Here is a 19,538-nt window from a genome sequence, read left to right as displayed (position 1 = left end):
CGTGAGAGGGCATGACGAAGCGGCCCACGCTGGAGGCCGTGGCCGCGCGGGCGGGTGTCTCCCGCGCCACGGTCTCCAGGGTCGTCAACGGAGAGACCACGGTCACGCCGGGGATCCGCGACGCGGTGCTGCGTGCCGTCAACGAGCTGGGTTACGTTCCCAACCTGGCGGCACGCAGCCTCGTCACGCAGCGGACCGACTCGGTCGCCCTCGTCGTTTCCGAGCCGCCCACCAGGGTCTTCTCCGACGACCCGATGTTCTCCACGGTCATCCGCTCGGCTAGCGCCGAGCTCGAGGCGGCGGACAAGCAGGTCGTGCTGATGCTGGTCGGCGACCGCACGAGCCACGGCAGGGTCGAGCGCTACCTCACCGGCGGGCACGTGGACGGCGTCATGCTGATCTCGATGCACGGCGCCGACCCCATCCCGGCCGCCCTCGCGCGGATGCGCGTCCCCGTCGTGTCGTACGGCAGGCCGGCCGTCAACATCGCCCTGCCGTACGTGGACAACGACAACGTCGGAGGGGCGGAGGCGGCCGTCCGGCACCTGCTCGAACGGGGCCGCAGGCGCATCGCCACCATCGCCGGCCCGCCGGACATGATCGCCGGGCAGGACCGCCTGACCGGCTACCGCACGGTCCTGCGCGACTCCGACCGCCGTTCCATCGTGGCCGTGGGCGACTTCACCAGGGAGTCGGGCGCGACCGCGATGCGGCAACTCCTGCGCGACGATCCGGGGCTCGACGCGGTGTTCGCCGCCAACGACCTGATGGCGATCGGCGCCCTGCGCACGTTGCGTGAGACGGGCCGCCGGGTCCCCGACGACGTCGCGGTCGTGGGCTTCGACGACATCGAGGCGGCGAGCTATGCCGAGCCGCCGCTCACCACCATGCGTCACCCGTTCCCCGAGCAGGCCGCGGCCATGGTCACGCTGTTGCTCGCCCTGCTCAAGGGGCAGCCCGCCGTCCCGGTCATCCTCCCCACCGAACTCGTGGTCAGAGAGTCCACCTAGGGCCGTGCGCTGTGTGCGCTGTGTGCGCGGTGTGCGCTGTGTGCGCCTCACCGGCTTCTCCCTGCCTGTGATCGGCATCACGCGGCGAACTCATGCGCGCCCGTGAGAGGTCTCAATTTTCATTTCTTATGAATAGTTATTGACGATGCTCGAGCTGGAGTGCCAGGGTTTGCTCTGTCCCGGCCGGACCCCCTGCCCCCCTCAACCGGCCCCTACGGAGGTCACCTGTGAGTCACCCCATCGTGAGCCGACGCGGTTTCCTCGCCGGTGTCGGCGCGCTCGGCGTCGCGTCCGCCCTGAGCGCGTGCGCGACCAGCACCCCCTCGCCGGCCGCGGGATCCGGCGCGAAGTCCACCGCGCTGCAGCTGAAGTCCCGCGAGACCAGCGACGGCGGCCGCAAGGCCATGCAGGCGTTGCTGGACGAGTTCGTCAAGGTGAATCCGCAGTACAAGCCGACGCTCAACACGATGGAGCCGGCCGCCTTCCAGCAGCAGATCCGCGCCGACCTCACCCTGGCCACGCCGCCTGACGTGCTCACCTGGTTCGCCGGTGAGATCGCGAGCAACTTCGCCAAGCAGGACCTGCTGCTCGACGCGACGTCGGCCTTCCCCGCGGACGGTTACAGCAAGCAGTTCGCGGACCTTTCGACGGACGCCTCCGGCAAGAAGATCTTCGTCCCGACCAACTACTACTGGTGGGGCATGTTCTACCGCACGTCCCAGTTCGAGAAGTGGGACGTCGCTGAGCCGAAGACCTGGGACGAGTTCATCGCCCTGTGCAAGACCCTGAAGGGCAAGGGCGTCAGCCCGATCGCGCTCCCGCTGGCCGACTCCGCCTGGCTGACCGCGTCGTGGTTCGACTACCTCAACCTGCGCATCAACGGCGCGACCTTCCACCGGGCGCTGCTCGCCGGCCAGGAGTCCTACACCGACCCCCGCGTCGCCAAGGTGCTCGACACCTGGCGCGAGGTCCTGCCGTACCTCGACCCGGCGGGCAAGGGCCTCGCCTTCCAGGAGGGGTCGGCGAAGTGGCAGCAGGGCAAGGACGCGATGTTCCTGGCCGGCACGTTCCTCGGCGACGCGACGCCCGCGGACGTCAAGGCCGACGTCAACTTCTTCCAGTTCCCGATCATCGACGCCGCCGTGCCCGTCGCGGAGGAGGCTCCGCTGGACGGCTTCATCGCCAGCGCCCGCACCGCGAACCCGGAGGGCGCCGCGGCGTTCCTGAAGTACGTCGCCACCCCGCAGGCCCAGGAGCTCTACCTCAAGACCTCCGGCAGCACCCTCATCCCTGCCAACAGCAACGCCAAGTCCCCCGTGTCGACGCCGCTGCTGGAGAAGGGCCGGGCCATGGTGGCCTCGGCCGCCGACGTCACCCAGTTCTTCAACCGCGACTCCAACGACGACCAGTTGAACGCGCTCACCACGGCGCTCGTGCGGTTCATCGACAAGCCCGCCGAGGCGGGAGACATCCTCAAGCAGTGGCAGAGCGACTCCGCGAAGGCGCGCGGTAACTGACGATGGCCGCCGTTCCCAAGGCCGTTCCCACGAGGGCGGGCACCCTTTCCAAGGGTGCCCGCCGTGGGTCCCGTGACGCGGTCGTCCTCCTCGCGTTCGTGCTCATCCCGTTCACGCTGGAGATGCTCTGGACCTTCTGGCCGGCGCTCAACAGCGTCTACATCTCGCTGACCCGGTGGGACGGCATCGCGCCGCCGGAGTTCGTCGGCCTGGACAACTACACCAGGATGTGGTCGGACGAGACGTTCCGCCTGGCGTTGCGCAACACGGTCCTGTGGCTCGTGCTGTTCGGCGGGCTCTCCGTGCTGGGCGGCCTGGGACTGGCGCTGCTGCTCGACAAGCCGCGCAAGGGGATCGGGGTCTACCGGGCGATCTTCTTCCTGCCCGTGGTGTTCTCCATGGTGGTCACCGCCCTGGTCTGGCGGATGATCTTCCAGCCGGAGGGCGTGGTCAACGGCATCCTCTCCGCGGTGGGGCTGGAGGATCAGGCGCGGATCTGGCTCGGCGAGCCGGAGACGGCGCTGTACGCCCTGATCGTCCCGGCGCTCTGGCGGCAGATCGGCTACATCATGGTGTTGTTCCTCGCGGGGCTGAAGACCGTCGACCCCCTGCTGCACGAGGCGGCCAAGGTGGACGGTGCCACCGCCTTCGAGCGGTTCCGCCATGTCACGCTGCCGCAGCTCCGCCCGATCACCACCGTCGTGCTGGCGGTCACCGTGATCGACGCGCTGCGTTCCTTCGACATCGTCTGGGCGCTGACCAAGGGCGGCCCGTACCACTCGTCCGAGCTGCTGAGCACCTACCAGTTCTCGACCGGACTGCTCGGATCGCAGCTCGGCTACGGCTCGGCCCTCGCTGTGGTGATCTTCTTGCTCACCGTGGGGACGATCGTCGTCTATCTCGTCCGGAGCCTGCGTGATGAGGAGACCGCATGACGGCCACGAACTCCCGGGTCAGGCCGTGGTTGTTCCACGGGGGGATGTCGATCCTGGCGGCCCTGTGGGTGGTCCCGCTCGCGCTGGTGGTCGTCACCTCGCTGCGGACCTTCGACGACCTCGCCGACGCGGGGCTCGCGAGTGTGCCCAAGGGCCTGACTCTCGACCCCTACCGGCAGGCGCTGGCGTCGGGCGAATGGCACTCGATCGTGAACAGCCTGATCATCACCGTCCCCGTCGTCGTCGTGACGCTGCTGCTCGCGTCGATGGCGGCTTACGGCCTGGCCCGGCATCGCATCCCGTTCCGCCGGACGTTGCTGCTGCTGATGCTCGCCGGCAACCTGTTGCCCGCCCAGCTGCTGCTGATCCCGGTGCTGAAGCTGACCGAGCAGTTCGGGCTGTTCGACTCACGGATCGGCATGATCGTCGTGTTGACCGCGGTGGGCCTGGGCTTCTACACGTTCGTCCTGCACGGCTTCATGCGGGGGATCCCGGAGGAGGTCACGCACGCCGCGAAGATCGACGGCGCCACCACGTTCGGCGTCTACCTGCGGATCGTGCTGCCGCTGACGAAGCCCGCGATGGCGGCGCTCGGCTCGCTGGCCTTCACCTGGACGTTCAACGACCTCCTGTGGTCCATCACCCTGCTGCGCGACGAGCAGAAGCTGCCGGTCACCCCGGCGATCCTCGGCATGCAGGGGCAGTTCGTCTCCTCCTGGAACGTCATCGCGGCGGCCACCGTGATCGCCGCGATCCCGACCGTGATCGTGTTCCTGCGCTTCCAGCGCTACTTCATCTCGGGACTGCTGATCGGATCCTCCAAATGACACCGCCCGCCGTCCTGGTGGACGGCGGCTGGAGCGCGGTGGAAGATTCCGCATGATCACAGATTCCCCCATACGAGGACGGCGAAATTGAGCGTCTATCCGGGCCGTGGCGTACATGGGCAGGTCGTCGAGGCGATCGGCCGGCGAATCGTCACGGGCCAGGAGGCCCCCGGCTCGACCCTCGACATGGAGGCGCTGGAGATCACCTACGACGTGAGCAAGACGGTCGTGCGCGAGGCGCTGAAGGTGCTCGCCGCGAAGGGACTGGTGGACGCCAGGCCCAAGCGCGGCACCTTCGTGCGCCCCCGCTCCGAGTGGAGCCTGCTCGACCCCGACCTGCTGCGCTGGCAGTTCGAGGACCCCGCGGGCTCCGGGCTGCTCGACGACCTGTACGAGGTGCGGATCATCGTGGAGCCTGCCGGGGCCAGGCTCGCGGCGTCCCGCCGTACGGAGGAGGACGTCGCCCGGCTGACGGCCACGCTCGCGGCGGTCAGCCCGGGGGCGGGGGCCAAGGAGATCGTCGAGGCCGACCTGGCCTTCCACCGCCAGCTTCTGGAGGCCTCGCACAACGAACTCCTGATCCGGATGGAGTACATCATCGAGATCGGGCTGCGAGCCCGTGACCTGCTCGTCCACGCGGAAGGGCATCAGGACGACTTCCTGCCGCCGCACCAGGCCGTGCTCGACGCGGTCCGCGACGCCGACGCCGACGGCGCCGAGCGTGCGATGCGGGTCCTGCTGGAGCAGGCGGCCAAGGACGAACAAGAGATCAAGAATCGGGGGTGACGATGAAAATCGTCAGGATCGAGACGTTCCTCGTTCCGCCGCGCTGGCTGTTCTGCCGCGTGGAGACGGACGAGGGCGTCGTCGGCTGGGGTGAGCCCGTCGTGGAAGGCCGTGCGGAGGCGGTGCGCGCGGCCGTGCACGTGCTGGCGGAATACCTGGTCGGGCAGGATCCGCTGCGCATCGAGGACCACTGGCAGGTGATGGCGAACGGCGGCTTCTACCGGGGAGGACCGGTGTTGTCCAGCGCGCTGGCCGGCCTCGACCAGGCGTTGTGGGACATCGCGGGCAAGGCCTACGGCGCCCCGGTCCACGCGCTGCTCGGCGGCCCGGTCCGCGACCGGGTCCGCATGTACGCCTGGGTCGGCGGCGACGAGCCCGCCGAACTGGCCGAGAGCATCACCGAGAGGATCGAGGCAGGCTTCACCGCGGTGAAGATGAACGCCGCCGGCCGGATGTCCGTCCTCGCGACCGCGGCCGACGTCGCGGCGGTGGTGGACCGGCTGGCGCTGGCCAGGCAGGTGCTCGGCCCGGCGCGGGACGTGGCCGTCGACTTCCACGGCCGGGTGTCCGCGGCGGACGCGCGCCGGATCCTGCCGCTCCTCGCGGAATACCACCCGATGTTCGCCGAGGAGCCGATCCTGCCCGACCGGCCGCACCTGCTGCGCGACGTGGTGACCGCGAGCAGCGTCCCCGTCGCCACGGGGGAGCGGCTCTACTCGCGGTGGGACTTCCGGCCCGCTCTGGAGGCCGGGGTCGCCGTGGTGCAGCCCGACCTCTCCCACGCGGGCGGCATCTCCGAGACCCGCAGAATCGCCGCGCTCGCCGAGGTGTGGGACGCCAAGCTCGCTCCGCACTGCCCGCTGGGGCCGATCGCCCTGGCGGCCAGCCTGCAGGTCGCCTTCGCGACGCCGAACTTCCTGATCCAGGAGCACTCGATCGGCATCCACTACAACGAGGGCGCCGACCTGCTCGACTACGTCGTCGACCCCGCCGTCTTCCGCTTCGTGGACGGCCATGCCGCGCGGCCGGAGGCGCCGGGGCTGGGTGTGGAGATCGACGAGGCCGCCGTACGCCGGGCGGACGAGACCGGGCACGCGTGGCGCAACCCGGTCTGGCGGCACGAGGACGGCGGGCTCGCCGAATGGTGACGGGTGCGGACCTGGCGGCTCCTATCGGCCGCGGAACGGATGGAACGGTGAAGGAACAGAGCTTTCTGGCGACGCTGACCGAGCGGCGCCTGCTCGCGATCGTCCGCGGGACGGACGCGGACGCCGCGCTGCGCACGGTGATCACGCTCGCCGAGGAGGGCGTCGAGCTGATCGAGGTCTCTCTCGTGACTCCCGGCGCGGTGCGGGTGATCCGTGACGCGCGGGCGGCGCTCGGGGAGTCGGCGGGCCTCGGCGCGGGGACGGTGGTCACCGCCGGCGACGTCCGCGCGGCGGCTGACGCGGGCGCGTCCTACCTCGTCACCCCGGCGGTGAGCGAGGCCGTGCGCACCGGCCGCGAGCTGGGGCTGCCCGTGCTCGCGGGCGCGCTGACCCCGACCGAGGTGGTGACCGCGCTCAGCGAGGGAGCCACCGCCATCAAGCTGTTCCCGGCCTCCCTGGGGGGAACGCGTCACCTGCGCGCACTGCGTGATCCCTTCCCACAGGTCCCGTTCGTGCCGGTCGGCGGCGTCGGCGTCGCGGAGGCCCGCGAATACCTGGATGCGGGAGCGGTCGCGGTCGGCGTCGGCTCTCCGCTCGTCGGCGACGCCGCGGCCGGAGGCGACCTCGGCGCGCTCAAGGAACGGATCAAGAGCTTCCTGGACACGCTGTGATCGACGTCGCCACCTTCGGCGAGACGATGGCCGCTCTGCGGGCCCGCGATCCCATCAGGCTCGGCGGGACGATGCGCCTGTCGGTCGCGGGGGCCGAGTCCAACGTCGCGATCGGCCTCGCCCGCCTCGGCCACCGGGTCCGGTGGACCGGTCTCGTCGGAACGGACGAGACGGGCGAGCTCGTGCTCCGCACGCTCCGAGCGGAAGGGGTCGACGTCTCCCACGCACGCGCGGACGGCCGGGGGCCCACAGGGCTGATCCTGTTCGAGCGGCGGATCGGTGACCTGACCCGGGTCATCTATCACCGGGCGGGATCGGCCGGCTCGTTCCTGGACGCCGCCGACGTGCTGCCCGCGCTCGACCCGCCCCCCAGGTTGCTGCACGTCACGGGCATCACGCCGGCGCTCGGCCCCGGGCCCGCCGACGCCGTCTGTACGGCGGTGCGCACGGCGGCGGCCGCGGGCGTGCGCGTCTGCCTCGACGTGAACCATCGCTCGCGCCTGTGGACACGCGACGCGGCCGCCGAGGTCCTGCGCCCGCTGGCGTCCCTGCTGTCGGTGGTGATCGCGTCCGACGACGAGCTCGAACTGGTCGCCCCCGCCTCGGCCGCGACGGAGCACGAGCGGGTTGCGGCGCTCCTGGACGCGGGGGTGTCCGAGGTCGTGGTCAAACGCGGAGCCGACGGCGCGACCGGCCACACCCTCGCGGAGACCCTCCACGCGAAGGCCCGGCGGGTGCCCGTCACGGACCTCGTCGGCGCGGGGGACGCCTTCGTCGCCGGCCACCTGTCCGGCCTGCTCGACGGCTTGGACCTGGCCGGACGCCTCGAACGGGCCGTCACCGCCGGAGCCTTCGCCGTCGCCTCTCCCGGCGACTGGGAGGGACTGCCCACCCGGGCCGAACTCGGGCTGCTCGACGCTCTGCCCGGATCCACGCTGCGCTGAACGAGGTGAGACATGGACGTCTGGTGCCCGACCTCCTGTGAGCTGGGCGAGGGGGCGAGATGGGTCGACGGACGGCTCGTCTTCGTCGACATCCTCGCCGGGAGGCTGCTGAGCGCCCCGGCCGACCGGCCGGGACCGGCGGAGGAACTGCTCAGGCTCGATGTGCCGCTCGGCGCCGTCGCACCGGTCGCGGGCCGTCCAGGCACCTGGATCGCGGCGGCCGGCCGGGGATTCGCGCTGCTCGATCAGGCGACGGGCGCGCTGGACTGGATCGATCAGCCGATGCCCGCGGGCAACCGCGTGAACGACGCCGTCTGCGACCCGGCGGGCCGGTTCTGGGCGGGCGGCATGCCGTACGACGAAACCCCGGGGGCGGGGGCGCTCTACCGCGTCGACGCCGACCTGAGCGTGACCACCGTCCGCACCGGCCTGACGATCCCCAACGGCCCGGCCTTCACGACGGACGGCCGGACCATGTACCTCGCCGACAGCGCCGAGGGCTGCATCTACCGCCACACGGTCGACCCGATCACCGGCGACCTCGGCGAACCGTCCATCTTCGCCACGATCGCGGACGGCAGCCCCGACGGGATGACGGTGGACGAGGACGGCCATCTGTGGGTCGCGGTGTGGGGCGGATCCGCCGTGCACCGGTACGCGCCCGACGGCCGCCTCGACCGTGTCGTGCCCGTGCCCACCCCGCAGTCGACCAGCGTCTGCCTCGTGGACGGCCGGCTGCTCGTCACCACCGCCGCGTACGGGCTCGACCCGCTCCAGCAGGGGGCGGGCGCGGTCTACGCGACGGACGGCGTCACGCAGGGCCGGCCGGCGAGCCGCTTTCTGCTCGGCTGACCTTTCCCCGGCTCCGGCACCCACGCCGGACCTGGGAAAGATCAGCGCCTCACGCGGGCTCCCCGCAGCAGGCGCATCCTCCGGCGCAGGCCTCCTGCGGCTCCGCTCCCGCGGTACCCGGTACGGCACAGCAGGCGTCGCCGCGCCACGCCTCGCGGCCTTCCTTGACCGCGACGGCCGCGATGACGAGGGCGGCCACGGGGTCGGCCCACGACCAGCCGAACAGGCTGTTCAGTGCCAGCCCGACGAGCAGCACTGCGGACAGGTAGGTGCACAACAGGGTCTGCTTGGAGTCGGCCACCGCGCTCGCGGAGCCCAGTTCACGCCCGGCCAGGCGCTGTGCCCGGGAGAGCACCGGCATGACCACGAGGGACAGCGCCGCGAGGACCATCCCCGTCGTGGAGTGCCCGGCCTCTCCCGCTCCGAGCAACGCGCGGACGGCGTCGAAGGACACGTATGCGGCCAGGGCGAAGAACGACAGGGCGATGATCCGCAGGGCGGCCTGTTCCCGGCGCTCGTGGTCGGCGCCGGAGAACTGCCAGGCCACGGCGAGGGCCGAGGCGACCTCGATGGTCGAGTCGAGCCCGAACCCGACCAGCGCGGCCGAGGAGGCGGCGGTCCCGGCGGTGAGCGCGACCGCGGCCTCGGCCACGTTGTAGGTGATCGTCGCCGCGACGAGCAGGCGGATCCGCCGCGCCAGCGCCAGGCGCCGGGCCGGCGAGGGGCCGATCGAGGCCGCCGTCATGGCGACGGCCTCACGTCGTCGCAACATTGCGAGCCGGGCGGGCATTCGTCGTGCTCGACCACCAGCACGAGCGAGGCCAGGTCGGCCAGCGCGCCGGCGAGACGGGGATCGGCGAGTTCGTAGCGCACGCGCCGGCCGACCGGCGTGGTCGTGACGAGCCCGCAACCGCGCAGGCAGGACAGATGATTGGAGACGTTGCCGCGGGTCAGCTCGAGCCGTTCGGCCAGGTCGGCGGGGAACGCCGGGCCTTCGAGCAGCGTGAGGAGGAGACGGCGCCGGGTGGCGTCGGCGAGGGCGACGCCGACACGGGCCAGCGCGTCCGCGTCCACGGCGACGCGGGGACCGGGAGAAGTGGCAGGCACTCTTTAACGATAAACCAGCCACTGAATTCAGTGCAAGCTGAATCGTCGATCGGGTGGCCGGGGGCCCTTCACGGGAGTCATGACTGAGGTTAGGTTCCCTTGGACAAGGTAGGTGGATATCCCGTCATTGGATCCAAAGGAGGACCAATGCGCATCCCCGTAAGCCGCAGGGCCGGTATCGCCGCCGCGACCGCCGCGCTCCTGCTCCCTCTGGCGCTCGCCGGACCGGCCAGTGCCGATCCGGACCCCGCGCTGCTGGCGCGATCGATCTCTGCCCCCGGAGTGAAGCAGCACCTGCAGAAGCTGCAGGCGATAGCCAACGCCAACAACGGAACCCGCGCCGCGGGAACGCCGGGATTCGCCGCCTCCCGTGATTATGTGGCGGGTCAGCTGAAGAAGGCCGGCTACAAGGTGACGGTGCAGCCCTTCGAGTTCCCCTTCTACGAGGAGCACTCGACCGCGACGCTGCAGCAGATAGCGCCGGACGCCAGGACCTACGCCCCCACCCCTCCTGACGGGAGCGCGGTCGGGGAGTTCGCGACCATGACCTATTCCGGGTCCGGCGACGTGACGGGAACCCTGCAGAACGTCGACCTGGTGCTGCCGCCGGCCCCCGTGCCGAGCAGCACCTCGGGGTGCGAGCCGGCGGACTTCGCCTCGTTCGCGCCCGGCAACATCGCCCTGCTGCAGCGCGGCACCTGCAACTTCCAGGTGAAGGCGGAGAACGCGCAGGCCGCGGGCGCCGCGGGAGCGATCATCTTCAACGAGGGCCAGCCGGGCCGCACGGAGACCCTCCAGGGAACGCTGAGCGCGCCCACGGTCACGATCCCGGTGGTCGGCGTCGGCTTCACCATCGGAGAGGACCTCGCGAGCCCGGCCGGAACCGTGGTGCGCATCAAGACCGACACCACGAGTGAGATCCGCACCACCCAGAACGTCATCGCGGACTCCAAGTGGGGCGACCCGAACAAGGTGGTCCAGCTCGGCGCCCACCTGGACAGCGTCCTCGCCGGCCCAGGGATCAACGACAACGGTTCGGGCAGCGCGGCGATCCTCGAGGTGGCCGAGACCCTCGGCAAGATCCCGACCAGGAACAAGCTGCGCTTCTCGTTCTGGAGTGCGGAGGAGCTGGGCCTGCTCGGCTCCGACCACTACGTCGCGAGCCTGTCGCCCGCCGACGCGGCCAAGATCAAGCTGTACCTCAACTTCGACATGGTCGCCTCGCCGAACTACGCGCTCAAGATCTACGACGGGGACGACTCGGACGCGACGGGTTCGCCCGCGGGTCCCGCCGGCTCCGACGAGATCGAGAAGCTCTTCGAGAAGTACTTCAACACCCTCCGGCAGGGCCACGTGGGCACCGACTTCGACGGACGCTCCGACTACGGGCCGTTCATCGCCGTGGGCATTCCCTCGGGCGGCCTGTTCACGGGAGCCGAGGGGATCAAGACGCCCGAGGAGCAGGCGCTGTTCGGCGGGACGGCGGGCGCGGCCTACGACGCCTGCTACCACCAGGCGTGCGACACCATCGCCAACATCAACGACAAGGCGCTCGCGCTGAACACCGGCGCCATCGTCACGGCGGCGGTCGTCTACGCGTTCAGTGGCAACCTGCCCGGACCTGACGTACGGCCCGCCGCGGCGGCGGCGCGCGCCAAGGGCGCTCAGGTGTCCGGCGTGCAGGTGGCCGGAGGGATCGCCCGGTAATCCACTCGATAACCGATTCGGTAGTCTCTGCGCATCACGTGGTCATGCGTTTTCCCCGAGCGCATGACCACGTTCGCGTCGCTCACTCCGTGGCGGACCGTTCGGGAACCGGAGTGAAGCCGTCGTCGTCGAGCACGTGCACGCGTGCCGTCCCGATGTCGAAGTAGAGGCCGGTCAGCTCGAGCCGTCCCGATCGGACGAGGTCGTCGACCAGTGGATGGGTGCGCAGGTTGTCCAGCTGCTGGATCACGTTGATCCGGCAGAGCATGTCGAGCCGGTTCCCGTCGGGCGCGCCTTCCGGCTCTCCTGCCGCCGCTGGCTCTCCTGCCGCCTCTGACTCCTCGAAGGACCGGAAACGGTCCAGGCTGAGGCTGCCATGGCGCAGCCAGCCGCGGAGCCCGGGCAGGTCGGGCGTCTTCCCCAGCAGGGCGGCCATCGCGCCGCATCCCGAGTGGCCGCACACGGTGATCGTCTGCACCTCCAGCACGCCCACGGCGTACTCGATCGCGGCGGTGACCGACTCGTCGGGCGGCGCGCTCGCGGCGCGGGGCACCAGGTTCCCGATGTTGCGCGCGGTGAACAGGTCTCCGGGTCCGCTGGAGGTGATGAGATTCGGCACGATCCGCGAATCCGCGCAGGTGATGAACAGGTGAGAGGGCGCCTGGTCGCGGGCCATCCCGTGCAGCAGCGGGCGCATGAGCGGCGCCGTCCGCCGCTGGAACTCGCGCGCGCCTTCAATCAGGCCGGGCAGCGCCGCGTCGTCGTCTGCCCGCTCGTCCGCCCGTTTGTCGTCCGCCCGTTTGTCGTCGGCCCGTTTGTCGTCGGTCAGCGGCGCCGCATCGTGGACACCCCTGCCGGCCGCGTGTCCGGGCTCCAGCGGAGCGCCGGACGGCGAAGCGGGGTCGAGGCCGCCACGACGGTAGGCCCAGGGCAGCCACCACTGGTCGTGGCGCATGTGCGTCTTTCCCCGAGACGTCCGCGTGCCGCTGACCGCGTTGACGTACCACTCGCTGTGCACCTCGTCGACGTCGACGGTGCCGCCGCCGCGCTCGTGCTCCAGCCGCCAGGCCTGTAGCGCCTCGAAGGCGGCGTTGTCCATGTAGTCGATGTTGAGGTCGAGGTCGACGGCCGCTCCGGCGGGGACCGCGGCCAGCGACCTGGTCAGCCGGGGGACGGCGAGGAATGTGAGCGAGCCGTCGACGGCGACCCTCCAGCGCTCGTCGGCGGCCCGCACCCGCACCGAGACCCTCGTGAGCCGCAGGAGTGCGAGCAGCGCCGCCAGTGCGAGGCCGATGGCGACGCCTTCCGCCAGCCCGATCACCACGACGCCGGCCATCGTCACGAAGTAGATCGGCATCTCCCGATGGGTGCGGAGGTTGCGCACGTGGCCGAGGTTGACCATCTGAACGCCGATGAACATCAGCAGCGCGGCGAGGGCCTCCAACGGGATGAGCCCGATCATCCAGCCGAATGCCACGACGAACACCAGGATCCAGACGCCGTGCAAGACCGCCGACCAGCGACTGCGCGCTCCCGCCCGGACGTTGGTGGTCGTCCGCACGACCACGCCGGCAACGGGGAGCCCGCCGCACGCGCCGGAGATGACGTTGGCCACGCCCTGCGCGGTGAGCTCCCGGTCGAGGTTCGCCCGCGGTCCGGAGTGCATCCGGTCGGACGCGACACAGGTGAGCAACGACTCCACGCCCGCGAGGAGGGCGACGAGCAGGACGGCCGAGACGACGGCGAACCACTCGCCCTGCGGCAGCAGCGGATGCTGGAGCGAGGAGAAGCCGCCGGAGAGGTCGATCTTGGTCAGGCAGCCGAGCAGGGCGGCGGGCACCGCGGCTATCAGCAGCGCCGCCAGCGGTGCGGGCACGACACTGACCTTCGGCAGCCGTCTCCACACCAGCAGGACCCCCACGGTGAGCAGGCCGATCAGGACGGCGTGCCCGTGGTGGTCGACGATCTGCGCGGGCAGGGCGAGGACGTTCTCCATGGCGGAGCCCTGGGGTTTGCCGCCCAGCACGATGTGCACCTGGGACAACGCGATCACGATGCCCACTCCGGCGAGCATGCCGTGGACGACCGCCGGGGAGACGCCCAGCGCCGCCCTCGCGACGCGGGCCAGGCCGAGCAGCAGTTGCAGCAGTCCGGCGAGCAACGTGATCATGCAGGTCGCCCGCCAGCCGAACTTGTGGACCAGTTCGGCAACGACCAGCGCGAGCCCCGCCGCGGGCCCGCTGACCTGGACGACCGATCCACCCATGGCACCCGCGACCACTCCGCCGATGACCGCGGCCACGAGGCCGGCCGCGATGGGTGCTCCGGACGCGACCGAGATGCCCAGCGACAACGGAACCGCGACGAGGAACACCACAAGCGACGCGGGAACGTCATTCCGCACCACGGACAACCAGTAACTCTTTGGATTTACTCCGACACAGTAGGTCACTGAATGAACTTACGACACAGATCACCAGGAATTTCGCAAGCCACGGAGAAGGGACAGGTAAGAGATCGGCTTCGGCTCCCCGGCCAGCGGGGCCGCCGGTGTCGACGGTGCGGCCTGTGGGCCCGTCCGGACGCGTCCGCCCGCCCTCTCCGGTGGTCTTCGCGACGTCCCGCCCGCCAGGTGGTCAGGCCTCCGTGCACGCCGGATCGTTGGGCGAGGTCCTGACCCGTGAGAGGAGCCGGCGCAGCTGGGCGACCTGTTCGTCGTCGAGATCGGCGAACAGGTCGCGCTCCACGGCCGCGATCGCGTCCTCGGCCACGGTCATGGCCGTTCTTCCTGCCGGTGTGATCTCCACGATGTGACGCCGCCGGTCGGCGGGATCGCGACGGCGTTCGACGAGCCCGTCGCGCTCGAGTTCGTTGAGGATCGCGACGAGGACGCTGGGATCGACCTCGAGGGCCTCCAGGAGGGCCTGCTGGCTCATCTGTCCCGCGCTCGCCAGGTTCATCAGCACGATCCCCTGGCGTGACGTGAGCCCGTTGGCGCCGAGTGCGTCACGGATGCGGAGGTTGGTGATCGCTCCGTGCCGGGCCAGCAGCAACCCGAGCCGGTCGGTGCCGCTCGTCGCCGTCGGGGCGTCCTCGAGTGCCATGCCCGTATGGTAACAGACGATCAATGATCGATAGAATGCAAATAGTTGAGGAGGTTCAACTATCTGGTACGGTCCGCGGTATGACTCAACGCAAGGTCTCGCCGGGGGCGCCCGGGGAGCATCTGGTGCGCGAGCTCGCCTGGGTTCACGGCATGGTCCGGCAAGATCTCCGGACCGTGCAGGCGCTCGCCGCCCGGGTCGCCTCGGGCGCCACGTCCGCGCACATCACCACGACGATCCGTTCCCTGCAGACGCGGGGGCCGCTGTGGCAGTTGCGCGCCAACTGCCTGCAGTACTGCCAGTTCGTCCACCAGCACCACGGTTCCGAGAGCGCGATGTTGTTCCCCGCCCTGCGCCGGGCCGACCCGTCGCTCGGGCGGACGGTGGACCGCCTGGAATCCGACCACAAGAAGGTGGCCGTCCTCCTGGACACGGTCGAGGACCTCACGAAGGCGCTCGGCGACGGTCAGAACGCCGGCACCCGCCGGCGGCTGGTCGACGCGCTCACCGACCTCGGCACACACCTGCTGGAGCATCTCGACTTCGAGGAGAAGTCGATCAACCCGACCTTGCGGAAGTGGAGAAAGTGGCCATGGCAGTGAACGGTTCCCGCCCGCCTGTCCTGTTCGGCGTGTCGGTCACGCCCGACGCCGCGGCCATCGACGAGATCACGAACCTCACCCGGATCGCGGACGCCGCCGGGCTCGCCCTCCTCGGCGACCACCACCGGATCCGGGGCTACCAGCCCGGACCCCCGCCGACCCGTGAGATCGGCCTGTGGGTGGGCGCGCAGAAGCCGCGGATGCTCCGGCTCATCGGTCACCTGGCCGACGGATGGGTGTGCCCGCTGAACATCTACATCTCGCCCGACGAGGTGCCGCCGCTGCAGGAGATCATCGACGGGGCGGCGTCGGACGCCGGTCGCGATCCGAACCGGATCCGCCGGATCTACAACGTGCTCGGCAGGATCGGGCCCGAGACCGGCGGTCAGGGGCTGAACGGCCCCGTCGAGATGTGGGCCGAGACCCTGGCCGACTGGGCCGCCCGGCTGCGCTTCGACACGTTCGTCTTCTGGCCCACGGCCGTGTCGGCCGCGTCGGCCACGCAGTTCCGCGTGTACGCCGAGGAGGTCGTGCCGAGGGTCCGCGCCCTGCTCGACGAGGACTGAGGCCGGCCGGTGACATGTCGATCCATCGGGAGATCTCGTGCCGACCGCTGAGACACCCCCGTGTGGGTCCGCTCCCGAGTGAACTCCGGCGAGCCGGCGAGCCGGCGGGGTATCGGGTGGAAGGCTGTCGGCGGGGGCTGTTAGCGTCCGGCCCCATGACGCGACACGTGCCGTACAACGCTGACGAGAAGCAGAGCATGCACGTCAGCCTCGACCGACACCGCGACGTGGTGGTCTGGAAGTTACGGGGCCTCGATGACGAGCAGTTGCGGCGGCCGATGACCCCGTCGGGGACGAACCTGCTCGGACTCGTCAAACACCTGGCCAGTGTGGAGTACGGCTGGCTCTGCGAGACCTTCGGCCGTGAGACCGAGCCGCTCCCGTTCGACGAGGAGGACGGAGACGCCGACATACGCGTGCTGCCGCATGAGACGACCGAGCAGATCCTGGCGTTCTACGAACGGGCGCGGGCGGCGGCGGACAAGGTCATCGAGGAGGTCGAGATCGACGGCGTCGGCACGGCGTGGCACGGCGCCGCGGTGTCGATGCGCTGGGTGCTCATCCACATGATCGAGGAGACGGCCCGGCACGCCGGCCACATGGACATCCTGCGGGAGTTGATCGACGGAGCCACCGGCGATCATCCTGAGACCGCCACGGCGTAGGGGAGCGCCGGGGCCGCACGGCTCAGACGGTGGTGGCCTGCTCGGGCTTCGCGCCACCCTCGGGCTCCGCGCCGCCCCACGGGGCGCTCCAGTCGATGTCCTGTCCGTCGATCCGGACCGTCGGAGTGCCCTGCACCGCGTCCCGCAAGGCCGCCCTGGACATCTCGTCGGCCTTGTCGGAGGTGTCCTCGGACGTGAGACATTCCGCGAAGCCGGCCGAGGGGACGCCGGTCTTCTCCGCGAGGGCCACCAGATCGGGGATGGCGAACCCGCCGTCCTGCGTCTCCTCCGGCTGACCGGCGTAGAGGGCGTCGTGGTAGGCCAGCCACTTCTCCGGGTCGGTGACGCACAACGAGGCCGACAGCGCCCGATGCGAGTTCTCGTGCATCGGCGAGTCGCTGAAGATCGTCATGGGATGGATGAGCAGCGCGATCTCTCCGCGGAGCACGGCCTGCCTGGCCACCTTGCCGTTCCCCCGCTCGAACTCCTGGCACACGGGGCACTGGAAGTCCTCGTAGACCTCGAGAACAGGGCGCACCACGCCGGGCCGGGCCACCATGACGCTGCCGTCCGGGCGCAGGGTGACCAACTGCTCGATCGCGTCGGCGCGTGCCGGGGCGGCGGGCTGCTGCGGGGACAGGTTGGCCGCCAGGGACACCACGATCACCGCCAGGGCGACGAGCATGGCCGAGTACCTGCGTGTTCTACTCCGGCTCGACGGGACATCCACAGAGTTCACGACCGGCTGCCTCTCCATAATGTTCGTTCGGAAAGCACCCTAATGGGATATCCGCCGTCGTCCGCGCCCGGCTCGGCGTCGGCCGCTCGTGCTGTCCGTGGCCCGGCCGGGTATCCGTGATTCCGCTTTCGTAGCGCTACCAGATGGTTACGATCGTTCGGTTGCCTAATGCCGGGAGTGCGTTGATGTACGGATCTGTGATGCCCGGCCGCCGCCCCGGAGCGTTCAGCCGTACACGGCGGAAGGGCGCGTCCGTCAGGTCGGCGAGCGCGACGGGCGTGGCGATCGTGATCACCGCGATCCTGCTCTCCGGCTGTGGCGCCTCCACGGCCGAGACCAGGGACCAGGCGACGTTCGGCGGCGGAAACGCCGTCCCGGAAGCGGAGACCTCCGGCGAGGCCACGCCCTTGCCCCGGGCCACGTCCTCGGTTCGGCACGCGCGGACCAGGAAGCCGAAGGTCAAGCCCACCCCCGATGCCCGGCGCGCTCTCGCCCGAAGGTCCCCGTCCGGCCTGCCGAGCGCGGCCACCACGGGCGTGCCAGACGGGACGCCGCTGACGGTCGTCACCGGTGACCAGGTCTTCTCCGGCAACGGGCAGACCGTCGTCGGGAAGGACTTCCACGGATTCGTGAAGGTGACGGGAAACGACATCACCTTCAGGAACTGCGTGTTCAGAGGACGCGCCACGAGCAGAAACGCCGCACTGCTCGACACCGAGGACGGGAGCGGCACGATCGTCGAGGACTCCGAGTTCGTGCCGTCGAACCCGTCGGCGACCATCGACGGCATCTGGGCGAAGAACACCAAGATCTACCGCTCCGACATCCACGGCAGCGTCGACGGCGTCAAGGCCTTCAGCGACACGCTCGTCCAGGACTCCTACATCCACGACATGAAACGGTTCGGCAGCGACCCCAACCAGGGCGGCGGCGCCACGCACAACGACGGTGTGCAGTCGTTCGGCGACATCGCCCGGGTGACGCTCCGGCACAACACGATCGACATGTCGGGGTTGAAGGACGCCAACGCGGCCTACCAGAGTTCGGCGCGGGACTCGCTCATCGAGGGCAACTTCCTCGACGGCGGCGGCTGCACCCTGAACTTCAGCCACAAGGACGCCGGCACCTCGATCTCGGGGATCCGCGTGGTGGGCAACCGGTTCGGCCGGCACTCGTTCTACCAGTGCCCGATCCTGCTGAGCACCAAGTCGTTCCTGTCGCAGAACAGCGGAAACGTCTGGAAGGACACCGGCGAGGCGATCCCGGCCCCACAGCGCCACGACTGAGAGGGTTCCGCCCGGAAATCGGCGCTTCGCCGGAGCTGGAACCGATCGGCATTCTGCGCGCGTTGTGGGGGTGTATTCGCAGCGGGCGCGAGGTGACCGGATGTCGCAGCTGTCAGTCGAATTGTTGTCCCTCGGCTCCGCTTTCACGGTCGTCCTCTTCGTGCTGACGGATCGTGAAGCGCGCCGCCGTTCACGCCAGGTGCCGCGCGGCGCCGTCGAACGTCATCCGGGTCTCTACGAACTGGCCTATCTCGCGGGCGGCCCGCGACGCGTCGTGTTGACGGCGCTGACGGCCCTGGTCCGGACTGATGCCGTACGGCTCGGCGCCGACGGGGACATCGAACTCGCCTCGGCCGGAGGAAGGACGAACGCGGTCGAGGACGCCGCGGTGACCATCCTGGCGTCCCGCGACGGCCGCCTCACCGTCGGCGAGTTGTGCGCCGGGATGTACGGCGGCGCCGCGATCGCCGATCTGCCGGACCGGCTCACCCGCCAGAGACTGCTGCTGCCCCCCGGCTACAGCGCCCCCGGCTGGAGCCGGCGGCTCCTGAGGCTCTCCACGGGGATCGCCTGCGGCGTCGTGGTGCTCGCCGCCTTCGAGCGGCAGCCGTTGAGCGCGGTGATCGCCCTCGTCGCCGTGGTCGCCGGCGAGGTCGCGTGGCGGGTCGCCCGCGCGAAGGGCAGGGTCCCGTTGACCGACGCGGGGCAGTTCGTGCTGGTACGCGCACTGACCCGGTACAGGGAGGGGAACCTCCGGGGGATGCCGGACGTCGCGGTGGCCCTGCAGGGCGGCTCGGCAGCGGACGAACTCGAGGTACGGCGAGGGCTCGGCACGGTGGACGTGATCCCTCTGGACGCGGACGGCTCCTGGGCCTGGAAGCCGACGCGGCTTCCCCCGGACGGCCACGACGGTGGAAGTGGCGATCACACCGGCGGGCTTCCGTACGGAACGGGATCGTATTGACCGGATCGCGTCCGCGTTAACGATCGTCGGCCTGCGGAAACTCCACGGCTGACGTTTCGCCGCGCCGCGAATGCGCATCCCGCTGAATGCGCAATTCGCGAGCCGGAA

20 protein-coding genes are annotated in these 19,538 nt (G+C 70.3%); 15 read left to right on the top strand and 5 right to left on the bottom strand.

Going from position 1 to position 19,538, the window contains the following annotated elements:
• The first annotated feature begins 11 nt into the window (after positions 1-11).
• From Psi02_RS32145 to Psi02_RS32105, 9 genes are all read left to right on the top strand, one after another.
• Positions 12-1,010, top strand: coding sequence for a LacI family DNA-binding transcriptional regulator (locus Psi02_RS32145; protein WP_203979595.1), 999 nt, complete (start codon positions 12-14; stop codon positions 1,008-1,010).
• Positions 1,011-1,237: 227 nt separating this feature from the next.
• Positions 1,238-2,527, top strand: a complete 1,290-nt coding sequence (locus Psi02_RS32140) for an ABC transporter substrate-binding protein (protein WP_203979594.1) — start codon at positions 1,238-1,240, stop codon at positions 2,525-2,527.
• Positions 2,528-2,529: 2 nt separating this feature from the next.
• Positions 2,530-3,462 carry a carbohydrate ABC transporter permease gene (locus Psi02_RS32135; protein ID WP_203979593.1) on the top strand — a complete coding sequence of 311 codons (933 nt, stop codon included), beginning with the start codon at positions 2,530-2,532 and terminating at the stop codon, positions 3,460-3,462.
• The gene (locus Psi02_RS32130; RefSeq protein WP_203979592.1) at positions 3,459-4,289 is read left to right on the top strand and encodes a carbohydrate ABC transporter permease; all 831 of its coding nucleotides are present in this window, start codon (positions 3,459-3,461) and stop codon (positions 4,287-4,289) included. Before Psi02_RS32135 ends, Psi02_RS32130 begins: the two co-directional genes overlap by 4 nt.
• Positions 4,290-4,376: 87 nt before the next feature.
• Positions 4,377-5,075, top strand: coding sequence for a FadR/GntR family transcriptional regulator (locus Psi02_RS32125; protein WP_203979591.1), 699 nt, complete (start codon positions 4,377-4,379; stop codon positions 5,073-5,075).
• 2 nt (positions 5,076-5,077) lie between these two features.
• Positions 5,078-6,223, top strand: coding sequence for a galactonate dehydratase (gene dgoD, locus Psi02_RS32120; RefSeq protein ID WP_203979590.1), 1,146 nt, complete (start codon positions 5,078-5,080; stop codon positions 6,221-6,223).
• Positions 6,224-6,270: 47 nt separating this feature from the next.
• Complete coding sequence (locus Psi02_RS32115; RefSeq protein ID WP_239095342.1) at positions 6,271-6,894, top strand: bifunctional 4-hydroxy-2-oxoglutarate aldolase/2-dehydro-3-deoxy-phosphogluconate aldolase; 624 nt, start codon at positions 6,271-6,273, stop codon at positions 6,892-6,894.
• A complete protein-coding gene (locus Psi02_RS32110) occupies positions 6,891-7,838 on the top strand; it encodes a sugar kinase (RefSeq protein WP_239095341.1) in 948 nt (315 codons plus the stop codon). The genes Psi02_RS32115 and Psi02_RS32110 overlap by 4 nt, the downstream gene beginning before the upstream one ends.
• Positions 7,839-7,850: 12 nt before the next feature.
• Positions 7,851-8,690 (top strand): SMP-30/gluconolactonase/LRE family protein, encoded by an 840-nt coding sequence (locus Psi02_RS32105; protein ID WP_203979588.1) that lies wholly within the window; start codon positions 7,851-7,853, stop codon positions 8,688-8,690.
• A gap of 49 nt (positions 8,691-8,739) precedes the next feature.
• Here Psi02_RS32105 and Psi02_RS32100 read toward each other — a convergent pair whose 3' ends face one another.
• Entirely contained in the window at positions 8,740-9,435 is a 696-nt protein-coding gene (locus tag Psi02_RS32100; protein ID WP_203979587.1) for a cation efflux transmembrane domain-containing protein, read from the bottom strand.
• Positions 9,432-9,797: an ArsR/SmtB family transcription factor gene (locus Psi02_RS32095; RefSeq protein ID WP_239095340.1), complete on the bottom strand. Its 366-nt coding sequence runs from the start codon at positions 9,795-9,797 to the stop codon at positions 9,432-9,434. The genes Psi02_RS32100 and Psi02_RS32095 overlap by 4 nt, the downstream gene beginning before the upstream one ends.
• A 147-nt stretch (positions 9,798-9,944) precedes the next feature.
• Between Psi02_RS32095 and Psi02_RS32090 the strand changes: the two genes are divergently transcribed.
• A complete protein-coding gene (locus Psi02_RS32090) occupies positions 9,945-11,504 on the top strand; it encodes a M28 family metallopeptidase (RefSeq protein WP_203979586.1) in 1,560 nt (519 codons plus the stop codon).
• Between the two features lie 82 nt (positions 11,505-11,586).
• Here Psi02_RS32090 and Psi02_RS32085 read toward each other — a convergent pair whose 3' ends face one another.
• Together Psi02_RS32085 and Psi02_RS32080 are read right to left on the bottom strand one after the other, a co-directional pair.
• Positions 11,587-13,911, bottom strand: coding sequence for a SulP family inorganic anion transporter (locus Psi02_RS32085; protein ID WP_239095339.1), 2,325 nt, complete (start codon positions 13,909-13,911; stop codon positions 11,587-11,589).
• Positions 13,912-14,140: 229 nt separating this feature from the next.
• Positions 14,141-14,608, bottom strand: coding sequence for a MarR family winged helix-turn-helix transcriptional regulator (locus Psi02_RS32080; protein ID WP_203979584.1), 468 nt, complete (start codon positions 14,606-14,608; stop codon positions 14,141-14,143).
• Between the two features lie 80 nt (positions 14,609-14,688).
• Here Psi02_RS32080 and Psi02_RS32075 point away from each other — a divergent pair, with 80 nt between their 5' ends.
• The 3 genes from Psi02_RS32075 to Psi02_RS32065 all read left to right on the top strand — a co-directional run bounded on the left by Psi02_RS32075 (position 14,689) and on the right by Psi02_RS32065 (position 16,441).
• Positions 14,689-15,210: a hemerythrin domain-containing protein gene (locus Psi02_RS32075; protein ID WP_203979583.1), complete on the top strand. Its 522-nt coding sequence runs from the start codon at positions 14,689-14,691 to the stop codon at positions 15,208-15,210.
• Positions 15,201-15,776: an LLM class oxidoreductase gene (locus Psi02_RS32070; RefSeq protein ID WP_203979582.1), complete on the top strand. Its 576-nt coding sequence runs from the start codon at positions 15,201-15,203 to the stop codon at positions 15,774-15,776. The genes Psi02_RS32075 and Psi02_RS32070 overlap by 10 nt, the downstream gene beginning before the upstream one ends.
• Before the next feature lie 155 nt (positions 15,777-15,931).
• Positions 15,932-16,441 carry a DinB family protein gene (locus Psi02_RS32065; RefSeq protein ID WP_203979581.1) on the top strand — a complete coding sequence of 170 codons (510 nt, stop codon included), beginning with the start codon at positions 15,932-15,934 and terminating at the stop codon, positions 16,439-16,441.
• Between the two features lie 22 nt (positions 16,442-16,463).
• On the opposite strand, the gene Psi02_RS32060 is transcribed toward Psi02_RS32065, so the two are convergent.
• Complete coding sequence (locus tag Psi02_RS32060) at positions 16,464-17,180, bottom strand: DsbA family protein (protein ID WP_203979580.1); 717 nt, start codon at positions 17,178-17,180, stop codon at positions 16,464-16,466.
• Between the two features lie 185 nt (positions 17,181-17,365).
• On the opposite strand from Psi02_RS32060, the gene Psi02_RS32055 reads away from it, so the two are divergent.
• Together Psi02_RS32055 and Psi02_RS32050 are read left to right on the top strand one after the other, a co-directional pair.
• Positions 17,366-18,466, top strand: coding sequence for a hypothetical protein (locus Psi02_RS32055; RefSeq protein WP_203979579.1), 1,101 nt, complete (start codon positions 17,366-17,368; stop codon positions 18,464-18,466).
• Positions 18,467-18,566: 100 nt separating this feature from the next.
• Positions 18,567-19,430 (top strand): TIGR04222 domain-containing membrane protein, encoded by an 864-nt coding sequence (locus Psi02_RS32050; RefSeq protein ID WP_203979578.1) that lies wholly within the window; start codon positions 18,567-18,569, stop codon positions 19,428-19,430.
• Positions 19,431-19,538 lie beyond the last annotated feature (108 nt).

The organism is Planotetraspora silvatica (genome assembly GCF_016863315.1).
Lineage (GTDB): Bacteria > Actinomycetota > Actinomycetes > Streptosporangiales > Streptosporangiaceae > Planotetraspora > Planotetraspora silvatica.
Note: the sequence above shows the minus strand (reverse complement) of the source record. Positions and strands in the feature narration are given on the sequence as shown.

Bases quoted from the DNA above. Each gene is read 5' to 3' on its own strand.
- Psi02_RS32075 (WP_203979583.1), top strand. From the start codon at position 14,689: ATGACTCAACGCAAGGTCTCGCCGGGGGCGCCCGGGGAGCATCTGGTG.
- Psi02_RS32100 (WP_203979587.1), bottom strand. From the start codon at position 9,435: ATGACGGCGGCCTCGATCGGCCCCTCGCCGGCCCGGCGCCTGGCGCTG.
- Psi02_RS32070 (WP_203979582.1), top strand. From the start codon at position 15,201: ATGGCAGTGAACGGTTCCCGCCCGCCTGTCCTGTTCGGCGTGTCGGTC.
- Psi02_RS32055 (WP_203979579.1), top strand. From the start codon at position 17,366: ATGTACGGATCTGTGATGCCCGGCCGCCGCCCCGGAGCGTTCAGCCGT.
- Psi02_RS32080 (WP_203979584.1), bottom strand. From the start codon at position 14,608: ATGGCACTCGAGGACGCCCCGACGGCGACGAGCGGCACCGACCGGCTC.
- Psi02_RS32145 (WP_203979595.1), top strand. From the start codon at position 12: ATGACGAAGCGGCCCACGCTGGAGGCCGTGGCCGCGCGGGCGGGTGTC.
- Psi02_RS32050 (WP_203979578.1), top strand. From the start codon at position 18,567: ATGTCGCAGCTGTCAGTCGAATTGTTGTCCCTCGGCTCCGCTTTCACG.
- Psi02_RS32135 (WP_203979593.1), top strand. From the start codon at position 2,530: ATGGCCGCCGTTCCCAAGGCCGTTCCCACGAGGGCGGGCACCCTTTCC.
- Psi02_RS32065 (WP_203979581.1), top strand. From the start codon at position 15,932: ATGACGCGACACGTGCCGTACAACGCTGACGAGAAGCAGAGCATGCAC.
- Psi02_RS32105 (WP_203979588.1), top strand. From the start codon at position 7,851: ATGGACGTCTGGTGCCCGACCTCCTGTGAGCTGGGCGAGGGGGCGAGA.
- Psi02_RS32130 (WP_203979592.1), top strand. From the start codon at position 3,459: ATGACGGCCACGAACTCCCGGGTCAGGCCGTGGTTGTTCCACGGGGGG.
- dgoD (WP_203979590.1), top strand. From the start codon at position 5,078: ATGAAAATCGTCAGGATCGAGACGTTCCTCGTTCCGCCGCGCTGGCTG.
- Psi02_RS32090 (WP_203979586.1), top strand. From the start codon at position 9,945: ATGCGCATCCCCGTAAGCCGCAGGGCCGGTATCGCCGCCGCGACCGCC.